This window comes from Streptomyces sp. NPDC056361, from assembly GCF_042262805.1.
Classification (GTDB): Bacteria; Actinomycetota; Actinomycetes; order Streptomycetales; family Streptomycetaceae; genus Streptomyces.
Map to the genome: position 1 here is coordinate 1 of NZ_JBHJQI010000248.1, position 6,325 is coordinate 6,325.

The 6,325-nt window shown below is 72.7% G+C and carries 6 protein-coding genes; 5 read left to right on the forward strand and 1 reads right to left on the reverse strand.

The window, feature by feature from the left end; all coding sequences use genetic code 11:
* The first annotated feature begins 121 nt into the window (after positions 1–121).
* A complete protein-coding gene (locus ACFCY7_RS39195; RefSeq protein WP_376490864.1) occupies positions 122–850 on the forward strand; it encodes an ABC transporter ATP-binding protein in 729 nt (242 codons plus the stop codon).
* 217 nt (positions 851–1,067) lie between these two features.
* On the opposite strand, the gene ACFCY7_RS39200 is transcribed toward ACFCY7_RS39195, so the two are convergent.
* The gene (locus ACFCY7_RS39200; protein WP_376490867.1) at positions 1,068–1,472 is read right to left on the reverse strand and encodes a YciI family protein; all 405 of its coding nucleotides are present in this window, start codon (positions 1,470–1,472) and stop codon (positions 1,068–1,070) included.
* A 196-nt stretch (positions 1,473–1,668) separates the two neighbouring features.
* On the opposite strand from ACFCY7_RS39200, the gene ACFCY7_RS39205 reads away from it, so the two are divergent.
* The 4 genes from ACFCY7_RS39205 (at position 1,669) to ACFCY7_RS39220 (ending at position 6,289) form a co-directional block, all read left to right on the forward strand.
* On the forward strand, positions 1,669–4,215 hold the full coding sequence (locus ACFCY7_RS39205; RefSeq protein ID WP_376490865.1) for a DUF4118 domain-containing protein: 2,547 nt from the start codon (positions 1,669–1,671) through the stop codon (positions 4,213–4,215).
* A 178-nt stretch (positions 4,216–4,393) separates the two neighbouring features.
* A complete protein-coding gene (locus ACFCY7_RS39210) occupies positions 4,394–5,080 on the forward strand; it encodes a response regulator (protein ID WP_362566103.1) in 687 nt (228 codons plus the stop codon).
* Between the two features lie 57 nt (positions 5,081–5,137).
* Positions 5,138–5,536: an OB-fold nucleic acid binding domain-containing protein gene (locus ACFCY7_RS39215; RefSeq protein ID WP_015036728.1), complete on the forward strand. Its 399-nt coding sequence runs from the start codon at positions 5,138–5,140 to the stop codon at positions 5,534–5,536.
* A gap of 3 nt (positions 5,537–5,539) precedes the next feature.
* Complete coding sequence (locus ACFCY7_RS39220; protein ID WP_376490866.1) at positions 5,540–6,289, forward strand: DUF3159 domain-containing protein; 750 nt, start codon at positions 5,540–5,542, stop codon at positions 6,287–6,289.
* The last annotated feature ends 36 nt before the right edge of the window (positions 6,290–6,325 follow it).

Genomic DNA, 6,325 nt, shown 5'->3' on the forward strand with positions numbered 1-6,325 from the left:
GGAAGCGGCCCACCGGCCGTTCCGGCAAGCGTTTTCCACAGGTCCGGCCTCCGGCTCTGGCCGCGGGGGGTGGCCGCGGACCATACTGGCGGGCGCACATGTTCGAGGAGGGGGAACTCAGGTGAGTGAGAGCAGCACGGGGTCCGCGACGGCCGTGGCCGAGGACCCGGCCGGCCCGCCGATGGTCCGCGTCGAGGACCTGCGCCGTTCGTACGGCACGGGAGAGGCGGCCGTCCACGCCCTGCGCGGGGTCTCCTTCGACATCCCGCGCGGCGAGCTCGTCGCGCTCAAGGGCCGCTCGGGCTCCGGCAAGACGACCCTGCTCAACCTGGTGGGCGGCCTCGACAGCGCCGACGGCGGCCGGATCGTCATCGACGGCACCGACCTCTCCACGCTCGGTGAGAGCGGGCTCCTGGAGCTGCGCCGCGACCGCATCGGCTTCATCTTCCAGTCCTTCGGACTGCTCCCCATCCTCTCCGCCGCCGAGAACGTCGGTGTGCCCATGCGCCTGCGGAAGGCGGACCCCAAGGAGCGCGAGGAGCGGGTCGCCCTGCTCCTCGGCCTCGTCGGGCTCGCCGACCACGCCGAGCAGCGGCCCGGCGAGCTCTCCGGCGGTCAGCAGCAGCGCGTCGCCATCGCCCGCGCCCTCGCCAACAAGCCGGCCCTGCTGATAGCCGACGAACCCACGGGACAGCTGGACGCCGAGACCGGCCTCGCCGTCATGCAGCTGCTGCGCGCCGTGGTCCGCAGCGAGGGCTGTACGGCCCTGGTCGCCACGCACGACCCCCAGCTCCTGGGCCTGGCGGACCGGGTCCTCGAACTGAGCGACGGCGAGATCATCGAGCACTGAGGGACCGGGCGCGGCGACTCGGGGCGGACCGGCCCCGAGCCGCCGCGGAGCCGGGGCCTGAGTCGTCGCGCCCCGGGCCGGAGCTGCTGCGCGCCCCGGGTCCGAGTCGTCGCACAGCCGGGTCGAACCGATGCGCACTCCGAGCGCGCCCCGGACCCCGAGTCGCCGCGCAGCCGGGCCCGCGGGTGGGCCGACCGGCAGGCCTGCCCCGGGGGTCTCAGCCCTCCGCGCCCAGCTCCGCCGGGGGTTCGGACATGACCTCGCGCACCTCGATGGGCATGTTGATCGGGGCGCCGCCGGGGCCGGGCGCGGCCGAGACCTCGGCCGCGATGGCGACGGCCCGCTCCTGCGAGGGGACCTCGACGATCCACCAGCCGGCCAGGAACTCCTTCGTCTCGGCGAAGGGGCCGTCGGTCACCAGGGCCGAGCCGTCCGCCGCCGCCCGGACGATCCGCGCCGTCTCCGGCATCGCGAGCCCCTGCGCGTCGACCAGCTCGCCCGCCGCCGCCAGCTTCTCGTTCGTGGTCCGCATGAACGCGATGTGCGCCCGGATCTCCTCGGGCTGCCACTCCCCGATCGAGGGGACGTCGAGGCTCTGCGCGTTGAACTGCATCAACAGCATGTACTTCACGGGGTGCTCCTCGGATGTGCGTCACGTCCCGGGCGGCGCCCGGGGCCACTGTCACCGTGAGGTCGGAGCCGGTCCGGCGTTCTCGACATCCCGGGCCGACGGAATCGACATCAGAATCACGTCAATACCGCACCGGGGCCCCTCCCCGTGTGCGGAATGTCCGTTTGGCTGGACGTATGGTCGAGCCATGGGACGCGGCAAGCTTCGGATCTACCTCGGCGCTGCGCCGGGCGTCGGCAAGACCTACGCGATGCTCTCCGAGGGGCACCGGCGGGTGGAGCGCGGCACGGACTGCGTGGTGGCCTTCGTGGAGCACCACGGGCGGCCGCGCACGGAGGTCATGCTGCACGGCCTGGAGCAGGTGCCGCGCCGCACCCTGGACTACCGGGGGACGGCCTTCCCCGAGATGGACATCGACGCGGTCCTGGCCCGCCGCCCCGCCGTCGCCCTCGTCGACGAGCTCGCCCACACGAACGTGCCGGGGTCCAGGAACCCCAAGCGGTGGCAGGACGTCGCCGAGCTCCTCGCCGCCGGCATCGACGTGGTGTCGACGGTCAACATCCAGCACCTGGAGTCGCTCGGAGACGTCGTCGAGTCGATCACCGGGGTACGGCAGCGGGAGACCGTCCCCGACGAGATCGTGCGCCGGGCCGACCAGATCGAGCTGGTCGACATGAGCCCGGAGGCACTGCGGCGCCGCATGGCCCACGGCAACGTCTACACCTCGGACAAGGTCGACGCGGCCCTCTCCAACTACTTCCGCCCCGGCAACCTCACCGCCCTGCGCGAGCTGGCCCTGCTCTGGACCGCCGACCGGGTCGACGAGTACCTCCAGCAGTACCGCGGCGAGCACAACATCCGCTCGACCTGGCAGGCCCGGGAGCGGATCGTCGTCGGCCTGACGGGCGGACCCGAGGGACGCACCCTGATAAGGCGGGCCACCCGGTTGGCCGAGAAGGGCGCCGGCGGCGAGGTCCTCGCCGTCTACATAGCCCGCAGCGACGGACTCACCTCGGCCTCGCCGAAGGAGCTCGCCGTCCAGCGGACCCTGGTCGAGGACCTCGGCGGCACGTTCCACCACGTCATCGGCGACGACATCCCCTCCGCGCTCCTGGAGTTCGCCCGCGGGGTCAACGCCACCCAGATCGTGCTGGGCTCCAGCCGCCGCCGCTCCTGGCAGTACGCGTTCGGGCCCGGCGTCGGCCAGACCGTGGCCCGGGACTCCGGGACCGACCTCGACGTCCACATCGTCACCCACGGCGAGGTGGCCAAGGGGCGGGGACTGCCGGTCGCGCGCGGCGCCCGCCTCGGACGCTCCCGCATCCTCGGCGGCTGGGTCGTCGGCGTCGGGGGACCCGCCGCCCTCGCCCTGCTCCTCACCCATGTCGACGCCGATCTCGGGCTCGCCAACGACATGCTTCTCTTCCTCGCCCTGACGGTCTCCGCGGCCCTCCTCGGCGGGTTCGTGCCGGCGCTCGCCTCGGCCGTCGCGGGCTCGCTCCTCCTCAACTGGTTCTTCACCCCGCCGATCCACCGGCTCACCATCGCCGACCCCAAGAACATCGTCGCCATCGCCGTCTTCCTCGGCGTCGCGATGTCGGTCGCCTCGGTCGTCGACCTCGCCGCCCGCCGCACCCACCAGGCCGCCCGGCTGCGGGCCGAGTCCGAGGTCCTCTCCTACCTCGCGGGCAGTGTGCTGCGCGGCGAGACCAGCCTGGACGCCCTCCTCGAACGGGTCCGCGAGACCTTCTCCATGGAGTCGGTGGCCCTCCTGGAGCGCCTCGACGAGGTCGAGCCGTGGACGCGGGCGGCGAGCGTGGGTCCCCACCCGGCGGTGCGGCCCGAGGACGCCGACGTCGACATGCCCGTCGGCGACCACCTGGCCCTCGCCCTCAGCGGCCGGGTGCTGCCCGCGGAGGACCGGCGGGTGCTCGGCGCCTTCGCCGCCCAGGCCGCCGTCGTCCTCGACCGGCAGCGCCTGGTGGGCGAGGCCGAGGAGGCCAGGAAGCAGGCCGAGGGCAACAAGATCCGTACGTCGCTGCTCGCCGCGGTCAGCCACGACCTGCGGACCCCCCTCGCGAGCATCAAGGCCTCCGTCTCCTCGCTGCGCTCCGACGACGTCGAATGGTCGGAGCAGGACCGGGCCGAGCTCCTGGAGGGCATCGAGGCCGGCGCCGACCGCCTCGACCACCTCGTCGGCAACCTCCTCGACATGTCCCGCCTCCAGACCGGCACCGTCACCCCCCTGATCCGGACCGTCGACCTCGACGAGGTCGTCCCCATGGCCCTCGGGGGAGTACCCGACGGCAGCGCCGAGCTCGACATCCCCGAGTCGCTGCCCATGGTCGACGTCGACAAGGGCCTCCTGGAGCGGGCCGTCGCCAACATCGTCGAGAACGCCGTGAAGTACAGCCCCGAGGGCGTGCCCGTCGCCGTCGCCGCCAGCACGCTGGGGGACCGGGTCGAACTGCGGGTCGTGGACCGCGGCCCCGGCGTGCCCGACGAGGCCAAGGACGGCATCTTCGAGCCCTTCCAGCGCTTCGGCGACGCCCCGCGCGGTTCCGGCGTCGGCCTCGGGCTCGCGGTGGCCCGCGGTTTCGTGGAGTCCATGGGCGGCACGCTCGGCGCCGAGGACACCCCCGGCGGCGGCCTCACCATGGTCCTCACCCTCCGGGCCGCGCCCGGCGGTGTCCCGGCACCCCCCGCCGACCTCCCGGCGCACGCCGTGACCTGACGCCCGCGCCTGCGCCCGTGCCCCGGCCGCGCACCCGTATCCGCCCCCGCGCCACCCCGCCCCGTACAGCACCCCGTCCCCGCCGCACCCCGTCCCCGCGCCACCCAGCACCCGTACCGCACCCCGTCCCCGCACCCGTTCCCGTACAGCAGGTCTCTGCAGAAGGTAGGCCCCCTCCATGACCCGGGTCCTCGTGGTCGACGACGAGCCGCAGATCGTCCGCGCCCTGGTGATCAACCTCAAGGCACGGAAGTACGAGGTCGACGCCGCGCCCGACGGCGCCACCGCCCTCAAGCTCGCCGCCGAGCGCCACCCCGACGTCGTCGTCCTCGACCTCGGCCTGCCCGACATGGACGGCGTCGAGGTCATCAAGGGCCTGCGCGGCTGGACGAGGGTGCCGATCCTGGTCCTCTCGGCCCGCCAGACCTCCGACGAGAAGGTCGAGGCGCTCGACGCGGGCGCCGACGACTACGTCACCAAGCCCTTCGGCATGGACGAGCTCCTCGCCCGGCTGCGCGCGGCCGTGCGCAGGGCCGAGCCGGTCGGCGGCGCCGAGGACGGCGTCGTCGTGGTCGAGGCCGCGGGCTTCACCGTCGACCTCGCGGCGAAGAAGGTCCACCGCGACGGGCGGGACGTCCGGCTCACCCCCACCGAGTGGCACCTCCTCGAAGTCCTCGTCCGCAACAGCGGCCGCCTGGTCAGCCAGAAGCAGCTGCTCCAGGAGGTCTGGGGACCGTCGTACGGCACCGAGACCAACTACCTCCGGGTGTACATGGCGCAGCTGCGCCGCAAGCTGGAGGCCGACCCCTCGCACCCGCGCCACTTCGTCACCGAACCGGGCATGGGCTACCGCTTCGAACGGTGAACGGAGCGGTCGCCCGGGGCCGGCCTCGGTGACAGCGGTGGCCGGTACGCTTTCTGTATGAGTGCTGCACCACGTACAGAGAAGCCGGCCGGTAGGTTCCGCCGGATGCTCGACCGGCTCTCCTCCTCCCCGGAGGACCTGGAGTCGGAGGAGCTCCAGGAGGACGCCGAAGCGTCGGGGTGCACACGTATCTCCGACTGCTCCGACCGCCAGATAGTCAAGGTGACTGGTACCTTGCGCACGGTCACGCTGCGTCCCCGGGCCGGTGTACCCGCGCTGGAGGCCGAACTCTTCGACGGCACGGCACCGCTCGACGTCGTCTGGCTCGGCCGCCGCTCCATCGTGGGCATCGAACCCGGTCGCAAGCTGATCGCCTCCGGCCGGATCTCGATGAGCCACGGCCGGCGGGTCCTCTTCAACCCCAAATACGAGCTCCGACCGCTCGGACAGGAGTAGCCGGTGACGTCCCTCGACAAGCCGACGGCGGCCCAGTCGACCCCGGACCAGGACACCCAGGCCGACAGGGCCGTGACGGAGGCCGCGCTCTTCGAGGCCTTCGGCGGCGTGCGCGGCATGGTCGAGACGGTCGTGCCCGGCCTGCTGTTCGTCACGATCTTCACGATCAACAAGAACCTGCACGTCTCGGCGATCGCCGCGCTCGCGGTCTCGCTGGTCCTGGTCGCCGTCCGGCTGATCCGCCGCGACACCGTCAAGCACGCGTTCAGCGGCGTCTTCGGGGTCGCCTTCGGCGTCGTCTTCGCGATGATGACGGGCAACGCCAAGGACTTCTACCTGCCGGGCATGCTGTACACCCTGGGCCTCGCCCTCGCGTACATCGTCACCGCGCTCGCCGGAGTGCCCCTGATCGGCCTGATCCTCGGCCCGGTCTTCAAGGAGAACCTCTCCTGGCGCACCCGCAACCCGGGCCGCAAGAAGGCCTACACCAAGGCCAGCTGGGCCTGGGGCCTGATCCTACTCGGCAAGTGCGCGATCCTCTTCCCGATGTACTGGTGGGCCGACACCACCAAGTTCGGCTGGGTCCTCGTCGCCCTGAAGATCCCGCCGTTCCTGCTCGCGGTCTACCTCACCTGGGTGTTCCTCGCGAAGGCCCCGCCGCCGATCGACGTCTTCGCCGAGATGGAGGCCGAGGAGCGCGCCGAGAAGGAGCGCAAGGCGGCCGCCGCCGCGCAGAGCCACCCGGAGGCCTGAGCCCCGGCACGCGGAAGGGCCCGGAACCCCGAGGGG